Annotated in this window: 14 protein-coding genes; 4 read left to right on the top strand and 10 right to left on the bottom strand. The window is 52.3% G+C overall.

Annotated features, from left to right (window positions below):
* Together BUB73_RS12940 and BUB73_RS12935 are read left to right on the top strand one after the other, a co-directional pair.
* Nucleotides 1-1,134 carry a porin family protein gene (locus BUB73_RS12940; protein ID WP_073236629.1) on the top strand — a complete coding sequence of 378 codons (1,134 nt, stop codon included), beginning with the start codon at nucleotides 1-3 and terminating at the stop codon, nucleotides 1,132-1,134.
* A gap of 28 nt (nucleotides 1,135-1,162) precedes the next feature.
* Nucleotides 1,163-2,152 carry a calcium/sodium antiporter gene (locus BUB73_RS12935; protein WP_073160461.1) on the top strand — a complete coding sequence of 330 codons (990 nt, stop codon included), beginning with the start codon at nucleotides 1,163-1,165 and terminating at the stop codon, nucleotides 2,150-2,152.
* 148 nt (nucleotides 2,153-2,300) lie between these two features.
* Here the strand turns inward: BUB73_RS12935 and BUB73_RS12930 are convergent, their stop codons facing one another.
* From BUB73_RS12930 to BUB73_RS12910, 5 genes are all read right to left on the bottom strand, one after another.
* Complete coding sequence (locus BUB73_RS12930) at nucleotides 2,301-3,545, bottom strand: nucleoside recognition domain-containing protein (protein ID WP_073160463.1); 1,245 nt, start codon at nucleotides 3,543-3,545, stop codon at nucleotides 2,301-2,303.
* Between the two features lie 96 nt (nucleotides 3,546-3,641).
* Complete coding sequence (locus tag BUB73_RS12925; protein WP_073286432.1) at nucleotides 3,642-4,076, bottom strand: hypothetical protein; 435 nt, start codon at nucleotides 4,074-4,076, stop codon at nucleotides 3,642-3,644.
* A 12-nt stretch (nucleotides 4,077-4,088) separates the two neighbouring features.
* A complete protein-coding gene (locus tag BUB73_RS17590) occupies nucleotides 4,089-5,363 on the bottom strand; it encodes a hypothetical protein (protein WP_073286430.1) in 1,275 nt (424 codons plus the stop codon).
* A 197-nt stretch (nucleotides 5,364-5,560) separates the two neighbouring features.
* Nucleotides 5,561-6,847: a serine--tRNA ligase gene (serS, locus tag BUB73_RS12915; RefSeq protein WP_073286428.1), complete on the bottom strand. Its 1,287-nt coding sequence runs from the start codon at nucleotides 6,845-6,847 to the stop codon at nucleotides 5,561-5,563.
* A gap of 45 nt (nucleotides 6,848-6,892) precedes the next feature.
* Nucleotides 6,893-7,861 (bottom strand): GDSL-type esterase/lipase family protein, encoded by a 969-nt coding sequence (locus BUB73_RS12910; protein WP_073286427.1) that lies wholly within the window; start codon nucleotides 7,859-7,861, stop codon nucleotides 6,893-6,895.
* Between the two features lie 143 nt (nucleotides 7,862-8,004).
* On the opposite strand from BUB73_RS12910, the gene BUB73_RS12905 reads away from it, so the two are divergent.
* Together BUB73_RS12905 and BUB73_RS12900 are read left to right on the top strand one after the other, a co-directional pair.
* Nucleotides 8,005-9,462: a carbohydrate binding domain-containing protein gene (locus BUB73_RS12905; protein ID WP_083539776.1), complete on the top strand. Its 1,458-nt coding sequence runs from the start codon at nucleotides 8,005-8,007 to the stop codon at nucleotides 9,460-9,462.
* Nucleotides 9,463-9,487: 25 nt separating this feature from the next.
* Nucleotides 9,488-9,994, top strand: a complete 507-nt coding sequence (locus BUB73_RS12900) for an LptE family protein (protein WP_073160477.1) — start codon at nucleotides 9,488-9,490, stop codon at nucleotides 9,992-9,994.
* Nucleotides 9,995-10,202: 208 nt separating this feature from the next.
* On the opposite strand, the gene BUB73_RS12895 is transcribed toward BUB73_RS12900, so the two are convergent.
* The 5 genes from BUB73_RS12895 to metG all read right to left on the bottom strand — a co-directional run bounded on the left by BUB73_RS12895 (nucleotide 10,203) and on the right by metG (nucleotide 16,869).
* The gene (locus BUB73_RS12895; protein WP_073160479.1) at nucleotides 10,203-10,688 is read right to left on the bottom strand and encodes an NUDIX hydrolase; all 486 of its coding nucleotides are present in this window, start codon (nucleotides 10,686-10,688) and stop codon (nucleotides 10,203-10,205) included.
* Nucleotides 10,689-10,703: 15 nt separating this feature from the next.
* Nucleotides 10,704-12,398, bottom strand: coding sequence for an HD domain-containing phosphohydrolase (locus BUB73_RS12890; protein ID WP_073160481.1), 1,695 nt, complete (start codon nucleotides 12,396-12,398; stop codon nucleotides 10,704-10,706).
* 121 nt (nucleotides 12,399-12,519) lie between these two features.
* Nucleotides 12,520-13,545 (bottom strand): GGDEF domain-containing protein, encoded by a 1,026-nt coding sequence (locus BUB73_RS12885; protein WP_073236651.1) that lies wholly within the window; start codon nucleotides 13,543-13,545, stop codon nucleotides 12,520-12,522.
* Nucleotides 13,545-14,609, bottom strand: a complete 1,065-nt coding sequence (locus BUB73_RS12880; RefSeq protein WP_170932286.1) for a GGDEF domain-containing protein — start codon at nucleotides 14,607-14,609, stop codon at nucleotides 13,545-13,547. The genes BUB73_RS12885 and BUB73_RS12880 overlap by 1 nt, the downstream gene beginning before the upstream one ends.
* Nucleotides 14,610-14,775: 166 nt before the next feature.
* Nucleotides 14,776-16,869 carry a methionine--tRNA ligase gene (gene metG / locus BUB73_RS12875; protein ID WP_073286423.1) on the bottom strand — a complete coding sequence of 698 codons (2,094 nt, stop codon included), beginning with the start codon at nucleotides 16,867-16,869 and terminating at the stop codon, nucleotides 14,776-14,778.
* Nucleotides 16,870-16,892 lie beyond the last annotated feature (23 nt).

The raw sequence follows: 16,892 nt of genomic DNA, 5'->3' as shown, positions 1-16,892 counted from the left end.
ATGAATCTTAAGTATGTTGGAATTGTGTCTGCACTGGCTCTTTCTGCAGCCTTTGCCCAGGAAACTGCTGCTCCTGCAACTGAAGCCGCTCCCGCTGCCGAAGTGGCCGCCCCTGCTGAAGTTGCCGCTCCTGCCGTAGAACCGGCTGTTGCCCCCGCCGAAGCCGCACCCGTTGCAGCCCCGGCTCCCCAGGTAGCTGAACCGGTCGCTGCCCCCGCTCCCCAGGAAGCTGAACCTGCCGATGTGGCTGTTGCCCCCAAGGCCGTCCGTGGCGAAGATGCTGCCCCCGCAGCAGAAGTTGCTGAACCCGTCGCTGCCCCTGCCGCTGAACCCGTTGCAGCTCCCGCTCCCCAGGTAGCCGAACCCGTTGCGGCCCCCGCCCCCAAGGCTGTCCGTGGCGAAGATGATGCTCCCCGTACCGTTTACTACGAAACCGTCTACACCCGCGAAGATGGTACCCCCGTGCGCACTGTCTATGTGGCTCAGCACAGGTCCTCTTCTAAGGATACCGTTTCTATGGATCAGCTGATGGGTCTTGTTCCCATGCAGTTCAAGATCGGTGCTCATGGTTCTATCGGTTCCTATTACCTGACCGGTGACAAGTGGGACGATGATGACTACTATGGCATTTCCTGGCGCGCAGGTTTGATGTCCATCATTCCCCTGAATGATTACACTATGGGTATCAAGCTGGGTGTAATCTTTGAACGCAGCAAGTCTAGCGAAACTTACGACTACTACGACAACAACAACAAGGCTGTTCCGGTAAGCTTCAACTTCGACCAGATGAAGGTGAACATTCCGGTACTCTTTACCTTCAAGGGTGCATCTTCCAACCTTTACTTCGATCTGGGTGCCCAGATTTCTATTCCGGTGAAGGATGAACTGAAGGTGTCTTACAAGAACGGTCAGGAGAAAATCAAGGAAACGACTGACTTGATGGATGAAGATTACCGCACGAACATGGACTGGAGCCTGGTCTTTGGATTCTCTGTCATGGCTCATAAGCGCCTGTCCATCGACGTGAAGGCCGATGTGGGCCTGTCTGACCTGTACGAAGGTTACAGCGAATTCCCCAGCCTGGACCTGAGCTGCTCCTCCTTCGGCATTGGTCTTACCCTCTACCCGTTCTAATAACTCGTAAAAAAGGAACGATCGCTTTATGATCTTGCCTATCCTTGCCCTGGTGGCTGGCATTGCCGTTCTGGTCTGGAGCGCCGACAAGTTTGTGGATGGCGCCGTTGGCGTTGCTGAATTCTGTGGTATGTCTACGCTCCTGATCGGTATGGTGGTGGTTGGCTTTGGTACCAGCGCCCCCGAAATGGTGGTGTCTGCCCTTTCTGCCTTGCAGGGGAATCCTGAGCTGGCCTTGGGTAACGCATATGGCAGCAACATTGCGAACATCGCTCTGATTCTGGGCGTTACCGCCCTGATAACCCCGCTGGTAGTCAAGCGCTCCGTTCTCAAGAAGGACTTGCCGATCCTTATCGGTGTGACGGCCCTGGCCATTATCCTTGTGGCCGACGGAAGCGTGACCCGCATGAACGGCATTGCCTTTTTGGCTGTGTTCTTTGCTGTCATGGGCTATAACATCGTAAGCGAGATGCGCGGCTCCAAGACCTTGAATGCAGACGCTTCTGCAAGTGCCGCGGATGATACCGACAACGGTTCTTCAAAGAGTCTGGGCAAGTCCATCTTCTGGTTGCTTCTTGGCCTGGTGCTTTTGGTGGTCAGTTCCAAGATGCTGGTGTGGGGCGCCGTTGAAATCGCCCGCAGCCTTGGCATGAGCGACTTGCTCATAGGCCTTACCATCGTGGCTATTGGAACCTCTTTGCCGGAACTGGCCAGCTCCATTGCCGCCGCCCGCAAAGGCGAAGACGACCTGGCCGTAGGAAACATTATCGGCTCCAACCTGTTCAACACCCTGATGGTGGTGGGCATCGCCGCAACCCTGGACCCCATGGAAGCCGTGGAACGAGACATGGTGACCCGCGACCTTCCCCTGATGGCTGTACTCACCCTGTCGCTGCTGGTGCTGGGCTTCCGCCGCAAGGGCGATGGCCGCATTAACCGCATTGCCGGCGGTGTCTTGCTGGCCATATATGTGGGTTACCTTGGATTGCTTATTGCCCAGGCCTCTGGCGCGATTTAATTTGAAATAGGCTTCGCCTTTTTTGGGGTGAGAGTCAGAATAGAAAAGCATACTTTTAAACAAAGGGCTCCGCAACTGCGGAACCCTTTTAAAGTTTATGGAGCAATAGGAGCGTCTATAACGCTGACGTGAACTGCCTACGGAACCGCTACATCGGCGGGAAGAAGATGTAGGCGATGGCGATGGCTGCCATAACGCCCACGGCATCGGCAATCAGGGCGCAGGTCACGGCGTGGCGGGTCTTCTTGACGCCTACGGAACCGAAGTAGACTGCGATGATGTAGAAGGTGGTGTCGGCGGCTCCCTGGAACATGCAGCTTAGGCGGCCGGCGAAACTGTCGGGGCCCAAGGTCTTCATGGCGTCGATCATCATGCCGCGGGCACCGCTTCCGCTAAGGGGTTTCATGATGGCGGTGGGCAGGGCCGGAACCACATCGCTGCCGACACCGATCATGTTCAGCAGGGCGGCGATGCCGTTCATCAAGAGGTCCATGGCGCCGCTGGCACGGAACACCGCAACGCCTACAAGGATTGCTACCAGGTTGGGAATGATCATGACGGCGGTGTGGAAGCCGTCCTTGGCGCCTTCTACGAAGGCTTCGTAAGCCTGCACTTTCTTGTAGCAGGCCAGACCCAAAAAGGCCACGATAACGCCGAACAGCACGAAACCGCTAATGAACAGGCTGCTGGCGCCAATGGCTTCTGCTGTCAGGTGGCTGAAGTAGACCATGATGGCGATAACGCAGGCCGAAAGACCGCCGAGCCATGCTACCGTTACAGGGTCCTTCAGCTTCACCTTCTGGAAAAAGCTCAAGGCTACGATGCCCGCGATGGTACTGAAGAATGTAGAGAGCAGCAGGGGGAGGAATACGTCACTGGGGTTGGCCGCTCCCATCTGGGCGCGGTACGTCATGATGCTGACAGGGATCAAGGTCAACCCGCTGGCGTTCAGCACCAGGAACATGATCTGGGAGTCGCTTGCCACGGACTTGTCTTCGTTGGGGTTGATTTCCTGCAGTTCCTTCATGGCCTTAAGGCCCATGGGGGTGGCCGCATTGTCGAGGCCCAGCATGTTGGCGCTGATGTTCATGAGCATGGTGCCCACCACAGGGTGACCCTTGGGAATCTGGGGGAACAGTCGGCTGAACAGCGGCTGCACGATCTTGGCGAGAATCTGCACGGCACCAGCCTTTTCACCAATCTTCAGAATGCCAAGCCAGAGGCTGAGAATGCCGGTGAGGCCGATGGCTATTTCGAAGGCTGTCTTGGACATGTCGAATGCGCCCAAAATGGCTTTGTTGAAAATTCCGGTGTCGCCGAAGGCCAACCATTGAACGATACAGGCGACGAATGCACCAAAAAAGAATACAAGCCAGATAACATTTAAAACCATGGGCCTAATTTTAGAAAAGATTGCACAAAAAAAATGGAACCGGTTTTCACCAGTCCCATTTTTGACGTTTAAACGATTCGATTTAAAGTAAAATACTTATTCCCAATCGTATAGGCCGGAAATTACTGCGTTTACAATCAATTCGAGTTCTGCGCAGGAGGATTCGGCTGCTTCACCACCTACGTATACAGTGGCACCTTTGATTTGGCAGGACTTGCTGCCCTTGTTGGTGCACTTACCAGAACCCTTGCTTCCTTCGAATGCTTCGCAGAAGGCACCGTACTGGTTGTAGATTTCTTCAGAGGCTTCGACGCAAATGGAGAAGTCTTCACCGTTTGCACTGCAGTTGACGAAATTTGCGTTGCTTCCGCCGTCAAAATCTTCGTCACCTGCTGCAGGGACGTCTTCGGTAGGACTGCTAGGAATGGTTTCCTGGAAGTTGCCGGAGGCCTTGGACACATCACCATCACCGGAGCAGCCAACGAAGGCGGCCATGGCGGTGGCGACAGCGATTGTTACGAGAACTTTCATGACAACCTCAAATTAGAAGTGGATGAAGGCACCCAGGTTTCCTGCGAAGTTATCCAGGGAACTGGTCTGGCTAACAGAAGCTTCGAGGACGAAGTTCTTGAAGGAGAAACGAGCACCAGCGTTTGCGTATGCAGTGGAAGTTGCAAGACGAATGGTGGAATCGTCTTCGGTATGGAGGTTAGCCTTGTTTTCTTCGCCGAGACGGTCGAAGATGACCCAAGTGAAGCTTGCGCCACCGAAGAACATCCAGTTGTCGTTCAGGGTGATTTCTGCCAGCATGTTGGGGGTAGTGTAGAGACCGAATTCAGAACGGTTGTTCTTGGAGTCATCATCCTTGATTTCATCGTACATCACGATGGGGAGGTAGGTGTTGGTACCGAGGAACAGCTGAGCGTTAGCTACGCTTGCAACGGGGAATGCAAGGTTGAAGTTGGGGGTGATTGTGAATCTGGATTCCGGGTTGGTGACTTCGGTAGACTGGTTTCCGGTAGAGGTTTCTTCGGTGCTTGCATGGCGGATGAGAGAAAGACCTGCAGACCAGGCGAGGCTCTTGGCGGAAGGTGCGTTAGAAACGACGGCAGAAATTCCGATATCCCAATAGTCGCGGTCGACTTCAGTCTGATCGTTTTCGGTGTCGGTTTCATCCTGGAAGGTTTCCCAGAATGCGTGTGCGCCGAATTCCAATGCGCCCAGGTTCATAGAGAAGTTCACGCCGATGTTGTCGCCTGCGCCGGTGGTAGAGGCGTCAGATTCAGCGGTGCCTGCCTGAGTGGAAACTTCGTGGGAGGTGAAGGTCTTGCTCAGAGCCAAATCAACGGTAACACCGAGGCCACCAGTTGCGATACCGGCGGTGAGCATTGCGGGGCCGCCGTTGTTGGTGTACTGCATCAAGTAGGTCATGCCACCGCTAGCGAGAGAGACAACGCCTTCTCTTGCAGACGGCTGAACGTACAAGAGGGTACGGCCTGCCATCTTGTGAGGCATAGACATATCGCCATTGATGGTAGCTGCAGCAGCTTCGTTGCCTACAGCGTTATAGGCATTGGCATGCAGAACGTTGAAACCGGTTGCAGGAGCTGCGGCTGCCTGTGCGGGAGCTGCTTCTGCAGTCTTGTCCCAGGAATCTTCTACAGCGGGAGCTGCGGGTGCCGGAGCAGGTGCCGGAGCGGCTTCAGCCTGTTCTTCGGCAGCGGCGGGGGCTGCTTCTTCATATTCGTCGTCATAGTCCTGAGCGACGGCTGCGGAAACTGCAAGAGCTGCAGCAACGGAAACGAGTTTGAAATTCATATATACTCCTTAATTAGTTTGAGCTACAATTTAGCATATAATTTGCTTTTTTTCGAGGTTACGGAGAAGAAAAAAAACATTACGGGCTTTTTTGTAGCATTTATCAACAAAAAACGATTTTATTTGTGTTTTTTTTACAAAACAAAAGCGGAACTCCCTAGGGAATTTCGCCTTTGTAAATTGGTCTAACGAAGTGATTACTTCTTAGGCTCAATCTTTTCCATGCCGCCCATGTAGGGACGCAGCACTTCAGGAATCAACAGGGAGCCGTCCTTCTGCTGGTAGTTGTCGCAGATGCCAACCATCACGCGAGGAGTAGCAAGGCCAGAACCGTTCAAGGTGTGGATGAAGGTGTTCTTGCCGTTGATCTTGGTCTTGATGCCTGCGCGACGTGCCTGGTAGTCTTCGAAGTTGGAGCAGGAAGAAACTTCGAGCCACTTCTTTTCCACCGGAGCATAGACTTCCAGGTCGTAGCACTTTGCTGCACCAAAGCCGAGGTCGCCCTTGCAGAGTGCCAGACGGTGGTAGGGGAGGCCCAGCTTTTCCAAAAGCATTTCGCCAAAGCGGGTCAGTTCTTCGTGATCTTCGTAGGAGTGTTCCGGATGAGCGAAGTAAACCATTTCAACCTTGTTGAACTGGTGGAGACGGAGAAGGCCGCGGGTGTCCTTACCGTAGGAACCTGCTTCACGACGGAAGCAAGCGGAGTAGGCGCAAATGCGCTTGGGCAGTTCGGATTCGGGAATCACTTCGCCAGAGTACAGGTTGGTCAGAGGAACTTCTGCGGTCGGAATGAGGAACAGGTCGTCATCCTTGTCGCAGCGGTACATGTCTTCTTCGAACTTGGGGAGCTGACCGGTACCACGCATGGTGTTACGGGTTACCAGGTACGGAGGAGTGAATTCTTCGAAGCCAGCCTTCTGGTGTTCGTCCAGGAAGAACTGGATGAGGGCGCGTTCCAGGCGGGAACCGAGACCGCGGTAGACCGGGAAGCCGGAACCGGAAATCTTTGCGCCACGTTCAAAGTCGAAAATGCCAAGACGTTCGCCGAGGGTCTTGTGGTCGACGCGGGCGAAGTCATCGTTCTTGGTGTAGTAGTCGAAAGGAATCGGACCGTCCTTTTCGACCTTATTGTCGCTGGAGTCCTTACCTTCGATGGAGCGGGGAGCGATGTTGGGGACGTGCATGAGCATTTCGGTCTGCTTGTATTCCAGATCCTTCAGCTTCTTGTCCATTTCGTCGATCTTGTTGCCCAGTTCGCGGGTAGCGGCCTGGGCGGCGTCGGCATTTTCGCCCTTCTTCTTCAGTTCACCAATGAGCTTGGACTGAGCGTTACGTTCGCTCTTGAGGCGTTCCACTTCGGTGAGGAGGGGGCGGCGTTCTTCGTCGATGGCGAGAACATCGCGCAGGCTCACGGTAGTATACTTCTTTTCGGTTTCAGCAATATAATATTCCGGATTTTCGCGGATCTTCTTAATGTCAAGCATTTTATGCCTCGGTTAGATAAAAATTTTCGGATGTAATAATAGCAATTATTTTAGGATAATTTTCTGCGTATTCCGTCCCGCTTTCACAATAAACGTTCCTTTATGGCCAATCTTTATGTCTAAAGAACCGTTTGCGTATACCTTTTTGATGTAATTCCCATTCAAATCAAAAATAGAGACGTCTCCGGTGTAGGTTTTTAAGGCCGTGGTCTCGTGCAAAATTCCTGTTTCTTCGTTGTCCGATACGTTATTTGCAGAGGAACTGCTGGAAATGTCTGCCGAATTGGAACTGTTGGCGGGTGTTTCGTTGCCGCTGGCCGGTCTGATTGATTTCGCAATAATGGCTGCCAGTTCGTATGCCCCATTGGCATTGGGGTGGACGTTGTCATCCAGCAGCCATTCCGGCTTATTGAAGGATTCGTGGAGGTCGATGAGTTGTACGCCCTTGTTGGTGGCCACTTCCTTGATCAGGGGGTTGATGACGTTCACGATAACGGTGTCTGTAATGAACCAGTCCCAGTTGTTGGCGTAGGGCTGCAGGGTGGCGTAAATGGTGGGGGCCTGGGGCTGGTGGGCGAAGGTGTCGATAAGGGCCTCGTAGTCCTTCTTCATTTCGTCCAGGAGGTCTGCCCGGGAATAGCCCTTGGAATCGTAGGCGTAGTAGTTGTACCCCGTGGAACTTCCTGCACCGTCGTGGAAATACTTGCTGTCGTTGGTTCCCAGTTCAATGACCACGATGTCGGGCTGGAATTCGTAGGCTTCCTTGAATTTGGGGGACGTCCAGTAGGATTCGTTAGATTTTTTATGGAACATCATACCGGAATGCCCGAAGTTTCCCACTTCGAAGTCATCGCCTAGCATAATCTGCAGGTTTTGCGGATATGTTTTTTCGTCCCAGTTTAAGCCGTATCCGAATGTGATGCTGTTGCCGACGCAGGCCACCTTTGTGGCGAAGGCTCCAGATGCCGTGAAAATCGAGATGGCGGCGATGGTGGTAAGTTGTCTTAAATCCATAGAAATCCTCATACGAAACAGAAAATAAAAAATGGCTGCGGTGTTGTTGAGGTTTACATCATTTTTTTATAGGTAGCAGTAATAATTTGAATGCCCACATATATATTCCAAATTGGAATGGGAATTTAAAAGGAGTGCAAAAAATGAGAATTCTTCCCCTGCTAATGATTGCCGCAACCGTTTCTTTCGCCCAGTGGGGTGGAGGCGGAAAATCCCTGAATGACTATAAGAAGGTGTCTGTTTCCGGGCGCAACATCCATGTGTACGCCCCGTCGAATCTGGCGCCGAAGAGCCCGCTGCTTCTTTCGCTGCACGGCATGGACCAGGATCCCAATTACCAGCAGGATATGACCCACTGGGAAACTGTGGCCGATACGGCTGGTTTCGTGGTGGTGTACCCTAGAGGCGGTACGGGAATGTCTACCTGGGATATCCAGGGCGATAAGGATACCAAGTGGGTGACCGAAATTATTAACCAGATGGTCAAGGATTACGATATCGATACCAAGCGCGTCTACCTTTCCGGTTTCTCTATGGGAGGTATGTTTACTTACCACGCCATGAGCAAGATTGCCGACAAGATCGCCGCTTTCGCTCCCTGTTCCGGCCCCAATGTGTATGGTGCGTCCAAGGCCATGCGCCCGGTTCCCATTTTCCACCCTCACGGAACCAATGACGATGTGTTGCAGTATAGCTCGCTGGAAAGTTTCCTGAAGAATTATCGTGACCAGTTTAACTGCCCGGCTCAGGCCGAAGTCACGGAAAACTATCCCAATAGCGAAAACCGGGCAACCCTTTACAGTTGGGGCCCCTGCGATGATGGCGTCTATATCAAGCACCTGAAACTTCAGGGCCGTGGTCATAGCCCGTCCAAGGCCGATGTTTCCGACATCTGGAATTTCGTGAAGCAATACTCCCTGGATGGCGTGGCTGAACCGATCGTGGTTCCCACCAATAGGGATACCGTTTTCAACGGTACTTTCTCTGATTCCCTGAAGTTGGCTGGTTGGTCTCTGACCGTTCATAGCGGTGACGGTACTTTCAAGTTTAACGAAGGCAAGGGCGAAATCAATGTGACCAAGGTGGGTGCCAACGCCTACGACGTACAGGTGATTCAGAACGGCATGCATTACGAAAAGGGCAAGAGCTACAAGCTGACCTTTGATGCCTATGCTTCCGTCGCAAGAACTCTCGAAGTGAACCTGGAAAAGGATACGGACCCGTGGACCAGCTACCTGGGCGAAGCCGCCACCTTCGACCTTGGCACAACATCCAAGACTTATGAAATCATGTTCACCATGAACGAACCTACCGATGAAAATGGCCGTATTTCCATTAATGCTGGTCTTGCCACAGGATCTGTGTTCATCGATAATGTCAAGCTGACCGAAGTTACTTCTGACGAGGTGGGCTTGGCCAAGAACCGTCTTATGCTGTCTAGCGAAACCTCGTTCCGCGTGTACAACTTGAAAGGGGCTTTTGTATGTAAGCTCAATTCTCGCCCCGGTGAAATTCAGACTCGACTGAATTCCATGAACCTTAACAAGGGCTTGTACATTGTGAAAAACGGCGCTCTAAACAGGATATTCTCTGTAAAGTAGGTTGTTTTAACTAAATTTAAGAGCGATGAAGTATTGCCTGAAAGTCGCTCTAGCTTTTTTGTGGCTATGCACCCTGACGGTTCTGTCGGGGTGTTATAGCTTTACTGCGAGTACGCTTCCCAGTCATATCAAGACGGTGAACATCCATGAAGTTGACGATAAGACTCTGGATCCGGTGCTGGCAAACGACATCTATACCGCTGTCGTAGATATGTTCAAGAAGAATGCCGGTGGCGTTCGCGTTATCAAGTCCGAGGCCAATGCCGACTTCGAGGTGACCCTGCTGTCTTATACCAACAAGCCCATGGACTATAACAGCAACAGCGATGTGGAATCTTACCGCGTAACGATCCGCGTCGGGGTCAAGTTCTACGACAACGTCAAGGAACGAATCATCTACGAAAACAAGTCTCTGTCTGCCGAAGGAACCTACGACGTTCAGGCCAACGAAACCGAAGACCGCCACGGTCAGACAAGAGCCATCGAAAAACTCCAAGACCTGATCATCACCAACGCCCTGGCAAAGTGGTAGTCGCTTCGCGACGATTTTTAAATGAGGGCTGCCCTGGCAAAGTGGTAGTCGCTCCGCGACGATTTTAAATGAGGGCTGCCCTGGCAAAGTGGTAGTCGCTCCGCGACGATTTTTAAATGAGGGCTGCCCTGGCAAAGTGGTAGTCGCTTCGCGACGAATTTTAATGAGGGCTGCCCTGGCAAAGTGGTAGTCGCTCCGCGACGATTTTTTAAATAAAGTCTTCGACTTTTACGGGGGCTTCGTTTAGGAGGGCTTCGGTCAGGGTGCTGCCTTTGTAGGTCAGCTTTAAGCTGAAGAAGGGTTCACCTCTTTCTAGAAGGGCCAGGAATATCAGGTCGCCGTCCCAGTGGGGGAGTTTCGCCACGTCGGCCTTGGGAACCCATTCCAGATTACCTTCGTCGCATTCCTTGATTTCGCCAGTCCATTGGGTGGCGGTAAAAAGGTGCATGAATTCCGTCTGGTCCATGCCATCGCTAATGAAGGTTACGATACCGCGATACTTGGGGCGCACCAGGGTAAGCCCGGTTTCTTCCAGGGCTTCGCGCTTGATGCAGTCTTCGGGGGATTCCCACTCCTCGAACTTTCCGCCGATGCCGATCCACTTGTCCTTATTGATGTCGTTCTTTTTCTTGACGCGGTGGAGCAGCAGGTACTTGTCGTCCTGTTCGATATAGCAGAGAGTGGTGTTTATCATGGACCCAAATTTAGCTTAGTGGGTCACCTGGCGGTAATAAGCTTCCAGCTTTTCGCGGCCGTTCACGAAGCTTTGCTTGAGGCGGGGGTCAAAATGCGTACCCATGGAACCCATGATAATCTCGTTTGCATTGGAGAAAGACATGCGTTCCTTGTAGCAACGGCGACTGACCAGGGCGTCGTAAACGTCGGCCACGGCCATGATGCGGGCTTCGAAGGGGATCAGTTCCCCGGCCAGTCCATGGGGGTAGCCACTTCCGTCGAAACGTTCATGGTGGTAGTGGGCCACGTTACGGGCAATCTGCACCAGGTACGGGTCTTCGATAGAAGAAAGCAGGTTCTCTACGATGACGGCGCCCTTGGCGGCATGGGACTTCATGATGTTGTATTCTTCGTCGGTGAACTTGCCCGGCTTGCGCAAGATCATGTCGTCGATGGCGATCTTACCGATGTCATGCATAGGGGCGGCAACGATCAGAGCCTCATAGAATTTCTTGGGCAAGTTGAAACTGGGGTCTCGCTGCATCTCTTCGGTCAGGATGGCCACAACCTTGCTGGTACGCTTGATATGGCCGCCGGTATTGGAGTCGCGGCTTTCGACCATGCTGGCCATGTTCACGATCATCTGTTCCTGGATGGCGTGAATCTGGGAGGCGTTGCTCTTGGCCAACTGCTGCAGACGGTTGTTGTCGCTACCCAGCATCTGCACGTAGCGGTGGTATTCCGTATCTTCTTCGATTTTGAATAAAGTTGCGTAATCCCTGTCGGAATTGCCGGACTTCTTGACGGTGCACTTGAAGTGCCGGTCGCCGGTCTCGAATTCCTTTTCGTGGATGACGTTACCCTGGCGAATTTCGTTTGCCCATTCCTTAAAGAACTGCACGACACCGGGTTTGTTAGGCAAGGTATGGTCTACACGGCATTCCAGCAATTCGGGGAAATGGTTGTAGGCGATCTCGTTTCCGCCCAGGAATTTTTCGCTGGTAGAAATGGAAGCGTAGCCGTTGGCGTTACCTGCTTCCAGGGAACGGAGTACGCTTTCGCTGATGTCATAGTGTTTGACACGTTCGCAGATATACAGTAACAGGAACTGGTCGAATACATAGACCGCCGGCATGATCAGCATATCGTTTTCCATGAAGCGGGCCAACAGGAAAGAAGCGATAGTGGAAGTTTCGATCAGGGCCAGGGCGAACAGGCTCTTGTAAGAGACGTTCTTCTTCTTGAAGAAGGTGTGGACGATAATGCTTACGTTTGCGACCAGGTAGACAAGGAGCATGACGTTGAACAGGTCATGACCCCAGCCGTAGTTCTGTACTACATAGTTACCCACACCGCTGGCGACTGCATAGGCAAAATCCTTATAATAGAGGTCGCTGTAGCCGATGGTGCAGACCATGCCGAAGATGGCAAAACTGAGCAGGAACAGTACCAGCTGATAAGCCTGCTGGAAACGGACATGGCACACCTGCAAGATGGCGCAGAACAAGAAGAAGGGGAGGAATGCAGAACCTGCATAGCTCATCTTGACGGCCATAATGGCGCCGTCGGCCGTCTGAGACAAAGCCAGGAGCAAATGTCCCGCGCAGCAGATGAATAGAGCGAAGAATAACAGCGAATAAAGATGCGTGTTTCTTCCGTAGTTACGGAAATGCAGCACGTTGTTGATGGCTGCCAGAACGCACATTGTTATTAAATACCCAATAATCATACACAAAACTTCCTGAAATCAAATGTAAAAATTCAAAAACGAAAGTCCGCCTGCTTACAGAAATATGTTGCTAATATTATGTGTTGAGAAGTTTACAACACTTGGCCGCACAAACGATTGACTAGCAAACCACTTGGTTCTTGCCGTTTTTCTTGGCTTGATAGAGCAACCGGTCAGTCCTTCTAATCCACGGTCCCAATGACTCGTTGGCTATGTGCATCGAAACACCCACAGAAATGGAAAAGTGGAAATTTTCCGTGTCGGAATGGACTTCTCGCTTCCTGATTTCTTCAAGCAAGGTCTGCATGATTCGTGGAGATACCTTGGAATTATTGCCGCTGACCAAAAATTCCTCGCCACCCCAGCGGCTGATAACGCAATCCTTGCAAATCTTTTTCATCTGGTTGGCGAGAATCATCAGAACCTGGTCGCCAACGTCGTGACCGTAGGTGTCGTTGATTTTCTTGAAGTTGTCTACATCGATCATGGCCAGCCACTGATTGGATGCCGCATTCTTATCGGCTAAAATCGGATCCAGTCTTGACATCATGTAGTATCTGTTGGCAAGCCCGGTCAGGGCGTCAAAATCAGCCTGCTTGATCAGCTTTTCTTCGGTCTTGATAATCAGTTTAGACGTTACCTGTGAAAAGCTGACCAAAAAGAAACACACCGCTCCCAGATTCATGCACAGAAACGCCAGCTTGACTGCCCCGCCGATCTGGTAGATTGGCCCTGCATAAACGGAATAGAGGGAGGAAACCATGCAGGAAATGACGATGAAAACCGAAAAGAGATTGGGCTTCGGATCGGGCTGCTTAAACTTCTTGGCCATGTACCGGATGTGGTAAATCAGGGGGATGGTGGACATGGCGTACAGCTGGAATCCGTAATCATAGCCGAGACATATGGTACAAATGAACATGTACAAGGTAAGCATGGTGTAGGTGGTCCATGTGACCTTGGTAAACTGTTTTTTGTGGATCCAGTAATAATGGAAAAAGTAGAAGCAGGCTACCGGGATGGAATAGTAGGCGAGGAACGTGGCGCCCATGAAGTAGTAAAAGGCCATCATCACGATGACCAGCACCGTAAGCACGGTGTTCACGACAAAGGCTGCCTTCTTAAGATCGTTTAGATTGGAAAGCATTAGACGACCACCTGGTTCTTGCCGTTTTCCTTGGCCTTGTACAAAAGCTTGTCGGCCCTGGTAACCCAGGTATCCAAGGTGTCGTTGGGTGTCTTATGGGTAACGCCGACCGAGATGGTAAAATGGATGTTACCGTGAGGGCTCTGTACAGAAACGCTCTCGACTTTTTTTACCAGATTTTCTAGAAGGGTCTGCGGATCTCCCTTGCCGCAAATCAAGAATTCCTCGCCGCCCCAGCGGCTGACTTCGCAGTCCTGGCAAACCTTGCGCAATGTTTCCGCCAACTTTTCAAGAACCCGGTCGCCGGTGGCGTGGCCGTACTTGTCGTTGATTTTCTTGAAGAAGTCGATGTCCAGCATGGCCACCCAGATGTTCTCGGAACTGTCGGTGAATTTGCTAGCCTGTCCGTCGGACTGTTCCTGGGATTCAAAGATTTCCTTCAGGTAGTCCTGCATCCTGTAACGGTTGGCAAGCCCGGTCAGGGCGTCAAAGTTAGCTTGCCTTCCCAGCATTATCTCAAAATCGATAATCTGGTTGATGGTGTTGCTAGAAAAGAAAATCAGGAAGTAGCACACAATGCAGATGTTCATCCCCAAAAAAATCAGGGGCGGTAGGCCGCCGATATGGTAGATGGGCCCCACCTTCACTGTGTACAGCGAAGAAATTAGGCTAGAAAGGAGGATGATGATGGAAAATCCGGCGGCCTTGGGGTCCCGCTGGTTGAATTTCTTGGAAATGTACTTCAGCTGGAAAATCAGGGGGATGGTGGACATGGTGTACAGCTGGAACCCGTAATCGTAGCCCAGGCATATGGTGCAAACGACCATGTACAAGGTGAGTAGGGCGTAGGTGCTCCAGGTGGATTCCACCATCCTGCGATTCCGGATCAGCAAGAAGTTGAAGGCGTATCCCAGGGCGATGAAGATGGAAAAGGTGACCAGGATATGGGCGCCGATGGCGTAGTAAATGACCATCATGATTAGCGTCAGGGCGATCATGAGGACGTTCATTCGGTTGGCGATTGTCTGGTTTTCTTGCAACCCTTTCTGGTTGGTGTCGGACATGATATGCATCTCCTTTCTTCTTGTAAAGAAAAGTAAATAAAAATGACGGAAAATGGAGATTTTTGGGGGCCTGCATAAAAAAAGACCCGCCAAAGACGGGTCTTTTTAACAGTCTAACTGTTAATATGTGATGTTTATCAAACGCGAATGGTTTTCTGCGTTTTTGTTAATGCACTCCGTTGCCTTCGGGGACGTCGCAGGTGACAGCCTTGCCATCGATTTCCAGTGCGATGGGGGCGGCGCCTTCGCCTGCGGTGCAGAACACTTCGCCGTTCTTGACGGAGAGAGCGATCTTGTCGAAATCCTTCAGCTTCAGTTCGCGAGGTTCGCTGGGCTGAACACCCTTGAACAATGCGCGGTCACCGGGCTTTGCGCCTTCGGGTACAGCCACCAGGCGGCACTTGTGGGATTCTGCTTCCAGGTCGCCTGCGAAGAGCATACCTGCGCTCATGATACCGCGGAGGGGGGCCGGCTTCAGGTTTGCGAACAAGAGAATCATACGATCCTTAAGCTCAGAAGCTTCGTAGCTAGCCTTCAGGCCGGAGCAAACGGTGCGGAGTTCGCCTTCGCCTGCGTCAACCTTCAGAACGTAGAGGGATGTTGCATCCGGATGGTCTGCCACTTCCACGATCTTTGCGGCGCGGAGGTCCATGGCGGCAGGAACATCGGCTGCGGTCAGGGGCTTGTTCTGCTTGGGCTTCTGCTGCTGTTGCTGCTGCTGGGGCTTCACTTCTTCTTCGATGCGGGGGAACAGGGGCTTGCCTTCACCGAAAGCTTCGCCACCCTTCATGAGACCCCAGACCAGGTCTTCAGCGCTAGTGAACTTGGTGCCCAGCATCTTGAGGCCTTCTTCAGCCTTGGTGGGGATCACCGGCCACAGCATGCAGAGGCTGAGGCGCACGGCTTCGGCAGCCACATAGAGAACGGTTGCCAGTTCATCCTTGAGAGCCGGGTCCTTGGCCAGCTTCCAGGGAGCCTTGATTTCAAAGTAGCGGTTGATGCTACGGACCAGACTCATGATGTTTTCGATAGACTGGGAAAGACGTGCCTGGGGCAGGTCCTGCTTGATGTCTTCGATGACCTTCTTGGCCAGGTTCATCACGTCGTTGGCGGCGTCATCCATAACGACTGCTGCGGGGAGCTTGCCTTCGAAGTTGGTGAGAACCAGCTTGTGGACGCGGTTCAGAACGTTGCCCAGGTCGTTTGCCAAGTCGGCGTTAATGCGACGGACAAAGGAATCGTGGGTGAAGTTTGCGTCCTGGCCAACCACCATTTCGCGGGCGAGATAGTAGCGGAAGGCGTCGTCGCCATACTTTTCCATGTAGTCCATGGGCTTCACCACGTTACCGGCAGACTTACTCATCTTTTCGCCACCGTTCACCAGCCACCAGCCGTGAGCCAGAATATGCTTGGGCAGAGGAATGTCCAGGGCCATGAGCATGGTGGGCCAGTAAACACTGTGGGTGGTCAAGATGTCCTTACCGATCAGGTGGTAAGTGGCGGGCCAGATGGGGGTGCCATCGGCAAAAGTCTTGTGGAAAGCGGTGGAGGCGCTCACATAGTTCAGGAGAGCGTCAAACCAGACGTAGGTCACATAGTCGTTATCGAAGGGCAGAGGAATGCCCCAGCTAAGGCGCGCCTTCGGACGGCTGATGCAAAGGTCGTTCAGCGGCTGGCGCAAGAAGCCCAGGATTTCGTTACGACGGTAGTCGGGAACGATCCAGTCGGGATTGGCGTTCAAATGGTCGATGAGCTGCTGCTGGTACTTGCTCATCTTGAAGAAGTAGTTCTTTTCCTTCAGCCATTCCACCGGGCGGTGGCTAATGGGGTCGCACTTGTTTTCGTCCAGTTCGTCTTCGCCAAAGAAACGTTCTTCACCGACGGAGTACCAGCCTTCGTATTCCTTGGAATAGATTTCGCCCTTGTCCCAGAGCTTCTGGAGGCATTCCTGAACGTAAGCCTTATGTTCGGGGTAGGTGGTACGGATAAAGAAGTCGTTGCAGATGCCCATCTTCTTCCAGAGATCTTCGAAGTGATGGTAGTATTCATCCACATGGGCCTGGGGGTCCACTTCGCGCTTGGCGGCAGCACGCTGCACCTTCTGGCCGTGTTCATCGGTACCGGTCAAAAAGAAGGTCTGGTAGCCCAGAATCTTGTGGAAACGAGTAAGAATGTCTGCAAGGACGGTGGTGTAGGAGTGCCCGATATGGGGGGCATCATTCACATAGTAAATCGGGGTAGTAACGTAAAAGTTCTTCATATGCGCCCAAATTTAAAAAAAGA

It is taken from the genome of Fibrobacter sp. UWH6 (assembly GCF_900142465.1).
Classification (GTDB): domain Bacteria; phylum Fibrobacterota; class Fibrobacteria; order Fibrobacterales; family Fibrobacteraceae; genus Fibrobacter.
The sequence above is the reverse complement of the archived record's forward strand: the minus strand, read 5'-3'. Positions and strand labels throughout refer to the sequence as shown.

Bases quoted from the DNA above. Each gene is read 5' to 3' on its own strand.
- BUB73_RS12910 (WP_073286427.1), bottom strand. From the start codon at position 7,861: ATGGATTTAAGACAACTTACCACCATCGCCGCCATCTCGATTTTCACG.
- BUB73_RS12890 (WP_073160481.1), bottom strand. From the start codon at position 12,398: ATGATTATTGGGTATTTAATAACAATGTGCGTTCTGGCAGCCATCAAC.
- BUB73_RS12925 (WP_073286432.1), bottom strand. From the start codon at position 4,076: ATGAAAGTTCTCGTAACAATCGCTGTCGCCACCGCCATGGCCGCCTTC.
- BUB73_RS12895 (WP_073160479.1), bottom strand. From the start codon at position 10,688: ATGATAAACACCACTCTCTGCTATATCGAACAGGACGACAAGTACCTG.
- BUB73_RS12930 (WP_073160463.1), bottom strand. From the start codon at position 3,545: ATGGTTTTAAATGTTATCTGGCTTGTATTCTTTTTTGGTGCATTCGTC.
- BUB73_RS17590 (WP_073286430.1), bottom strand. From the start codon at position 5,363: ATGAATTTCAAACTCGTTTCCGTTGCTGCAGCTCTTGCAGTTTCCGCA.
- BUB73_RS12935 (WP_073160461.1), top strand. From the start codon at position 1,163: ATGATCTTGCCTATCCTTGCCCTGGTGGCTGGCATTGCCGTTCTGGTC.
- BUB73_RS12940 (WP_073236629.1), top strand. From the start codon at position 1: ATGAATCTTAAGTATGTTGGAATTGTGTCTGCACTGGCTCTTTCTGCA.
- BUB73_RS12885 (WP_073236651.1), bottom strand. From the start codon at position 13,545: ATGCTTTCCAATCTAAACGATCTTAAGAAGGCAGCCTTTGTCGTGAAC.
- metG (WP_073286423.1), bottom strand. From the start codon at position 16,869: ATGAAGAACTTTTACGTTACTACCCCGATTTACTATGTGAATGATGCC.
- BUB73_RS12900 (WP_073160477.1), top strand. From the start codon at position 9,488: ATGAAGTATTGCCTGAAAGTCGCTCTAGCTTTTTTGTGGCTATGCACC.
- serS (WP_073286428.1), bottom strand. From the start codon at position 6,847: ATGCTTGACATTAAGAAGATCCGCGAAAATCCGGAATATTATATTGCT.
- BUB73_RS12880 (WP_170932286.1), bottom strand. From the start codon at position 14,609: ATGTCCGACACCAACCAGAAAGGGTTGCAAGAAAACCAGACAATCGCC.
- BUB73_RS12905 (WP_083539776.1), top strand. From the start codon at position 8,005: ATGAGAATTCTTCCCCTGCTAATGATTGCCGCAACCGTTTCTTTCGCC.